General features: G+C 58.7%; 4 protein-coding genes. 1 reads left to right on the forward strand and 3 read right to left on the reverse strand.

All coding sequences use genetic code 11. The features are described from left to right. Positions 1-336: 336 nt before the first annotated feature. The 3 genes from BW958_RS20070 to BW958_RS20080 all read right to left on the reverse strand — a co-directional run bounded on the left by BW958_RS20070 (position 337) and on the right by BW958_RS20080 (position 2,533). Positions 337-1,287 (reverse strand): transposase, encoded by a 951-nt coding sequence (locus BW958_RS20070; RefSeq protein WP_076577677.1) that lies wholly within the window; start codon positions 1,285-1,287, stop codon positions 337-339. 24 nt (positions 1,288-1,311) lie between these two features. Beyond that, positions 1,312-2,262 carry a transposase gene (locus BW958_RS20075; protein ID WP_076577678.1) on the reverse strand — a complete coding sequence of 317 codons (951 nt, stop codon included), beginning with the start codon at positions 2,260-2,262 and terminating at the stop codon, positions 1,312-1,314. 70 nt (positions 2,263-2,332) lie between these two features. Beyond that, a complete protein-coding gene (locus BW958_RS20080) occupies positions 2,333-2,533 on the reverse strand; it encodes a hypothetical protein (protein ID WP_372630181.1) in 201 nt (66 codons plus the stop codon). A gap of 80 nt (positions 2,534-2,613) precedes the next feature. Here BW958_RS20080 and BW958_RS20085 point away from each other — a divergent pair. Continuing rightward, the coding region (locus BW958_RS20085; protein WP_372630183.1) for an alpha/beta hydrolase family protein at positions 2,614-2,886 on the forward strand (273 nt) is incomplete at its 3' end.

Here is a 2,886-nt window from a genome sequence, read left to right on the forward strand (position 1 = left end):
GCCGGCAGCTTGAAGTGCTCAATCTGGCTGGTCAGCTCTTTGGCAAGGTGGGTGACCTTGGTGGCCAAATCCGCCGAGTGCTGGGCGCCGGACTGTACCTCGGTCGCTAGCGTGGCCATCTGGGCCACGCTGACATTGAAGAAGTCTCAGGACAGCCACCTTTGGGAGAAGGCGCGGCACCATCCAGATAGCCTGCCGGTCACTCCCGAAAAACATGTATCACCAGTCGTAACGGGCAGGAAAAGTTAGGCTTTCGACAAATCGACGGTTTTACACACAGCCGAACTCGCTGCCGATGATACCGGCAGGGCCCAGACCACAATCAATGAAAGCGAGTCAGTGCTTAGGATGACGACATCGTTGCTGGCCGCAGTGGTGGGCGTATTGTTGGCACAGTGCCCCATCCCCCACGGCCCTAATCCCTGAGCGCCGAAACACGCTGACCTGCCGCAGCCAACTGCTTTCTGCCAGATTCAAGCGCTGCAATATTGGTGCAAGCCCAGCAGGAATATGGCCGCGCTTGTCATCGCGCATCGCTCGTCCGGTCCAATCGACCAGCGTCAGATAATCGGTAAACGCATACGGCAGAGCATGCTCTTGCTCGGGCTGTTTCTCGGAAAACGGCAGCAACAATGGTGGCAGCTCACCGGTTGCACGACCCAGCCGCTGGCTGATGCTGGTGTAATCGCTCTCCTCTGGCCGCTCCGCCACCTTGGCGCGTACCGGATTGAGCTCGACATAGGTCATACACGCCAGCAATGCCGATTCGGTCAGTAGTGCCTGACTTTTGAAGCGCCCTTCCCAGAAGTGCCCCTTGCAGCCATCTTCCTGATTGGCTTGTCGTGCTAGGCTTTCGTTAAGCAGACGCACCAGCCAGCTGATGGAGTAGAGCCGCTCCCGCCACTGGGCAAGTAATCCTCGTACCACGGCCAACTCCGGCTCGGTCAGCGACTCTTCCAGATACCAGCGGCGCACCAGCAGTGGCCACTGAAACAGCCCGGCCCAGCGCTCGGCAACCTCGCGGTCACTCCAGCCGTTTGCCACTTCTGGCTCGACTTTCAGCACCAGATGGTAGTGGTTGTTCATCACCGCATAGGCGCAAACACCAATGGCAAAGACCCGCGACAACTGACCCAGCTTGTCGACCACCCACTGACGTCGGTGCTCGAAGCTTTGGCCGGAATGGCTATCTTCGCCGCACAGAAACGCACGGCGCACACAGCGGCTGACCACGTGGTAGTAGGGCGTATCCTGCAAACTGATTTGACGTGAACGGGCGATGGTCATGGCAACCTCCCTCGGCGCTAAGCCTTAAGCCAAGCAGCCCGCTACGCCGCTGTCAAAAAGGTGGGTGTCCTTAAAGTACCCTTGTACCCCATCCCCCACGGCCCGAATACCTGAGCGCCGAAACACGCTAACCTGACGCAGCCAGCTGCTTTCTGCCAGATTCAAGCGCTGCAATATCGGTGCAAGCCCGGCAGGAATATGGCCGCGCTTGTCATCGCGCATCGCCCGTCCGGTCCAATCGACCAGCGTCAGATAATCGATAAACGCATACGGCAAGGCATGCTCTTGCTCGCGCTGTTTCTCGGAAAACGGCAGCAACAATGGTGGCAGCTCACCGGTTGCACGACCCAGCCGCTGGCTGATGCTGGTGTAATCGCTCTCCTCTGGCCGCTCCGCCACCTTGGCGCGCACCGGATTGAGCTCAACATAGGTCATGCAGGCCAGCAATGCTGATTCCGTCAGTAGCGCCTGACTTTTGAAGCGCCCTTCCCAGAAGTGCCCCTTGCAGCCATCTTCCTGATTGGCTTGCCGTGCCAGGCTTTCGTTGAGCAGACGCACCAGCCAGCTGATGGAGTAGAGTCGCACCCGCCACTGAGCGAGTAATCCTTGTACCACGGCCAACTCCGGCTCGGTCAGCGATTCTTCCAGATACCAGCGGCGCACCAGCAGTGGCCACTGAAACAGCCCAGCCCAGCGCTCGGCTACCTCGCGGTCACTCCAGCCGTTTGCCACTTCCGGCTCAACTTTCAGCACCAGATGGTAGTGGTTGTTCATCACCGCATAAGCGCAAACACCAATGGCAAAGACCCGCGACAACTGACCCAGCTTGTCGACCACCCACTGGCGTCGGTGCTCGAAGCTTTGGCCGGAATGGCTATCTTCCCCGCACAGAAATGCCCGGCGTACACAGCGGCTGACCACGTGGTAGTAGGGCGTATCCTGCAAACTGATTTGACGTGAACGGGCGATGGTCATGGCAACCTCCCTCGGCGCTAAGCCTTAAGCCAAGCAGCCAGCTACGCCGCTGTCAAAAAGGTGGGTGTCCTTAAAGTTCGGCGCAAACACCAATGGCAAAAACCCGCGACAACTGACCCAGCTTATCAACCACCCACTGGCGTCGGTGCTCGAAGCTTTGACCGGAATGGCTATCTTCCCCGCACAGAAACGCACGGCGCACACAGCGACTGACCACGTGGTAGTAGGGCGTATCCTGCAAACTGATTTGACGTGAACGGGCGATGGTCATGGCAACCTCTCTCGGCGCTAAGCCTTAAGCCAAGCAGCCCGCTACACCGCTGTCAAAAAGGTGGATGTCCTTAAAGTAGTATTGGCAGCGATCCGAAAAAAGCGCTCGCCGCCAGCTCCATGGGTCATATCAGCGGGCATGAGCCGCCGTTCTTGATCATGCACGGCAGCGCCGACACGCTGGTGTCTCCCAAACAGAGCGCCCAGCTGTATGATGCATTGAAAGCCAAGCACGACAAGGTTGAGTATGTGCTGGTCGAAGGCGCCGAGCATGGCGATATCCACTGGTATCAGCCGCAGATCATCGAGCGCGTGGTCAACTGGTTCAAGCAGACCTTGGGCGCACCGACCAAG

It is taken from the genome of Aeromonas sp. RU39B, from assembly GCF_900156095.1.
Lineage (GTDB): Bacteria > Pseudomonadota > Gammaproteobacteria > Enterobacterales > Aeromonadaceae > Aeromonas.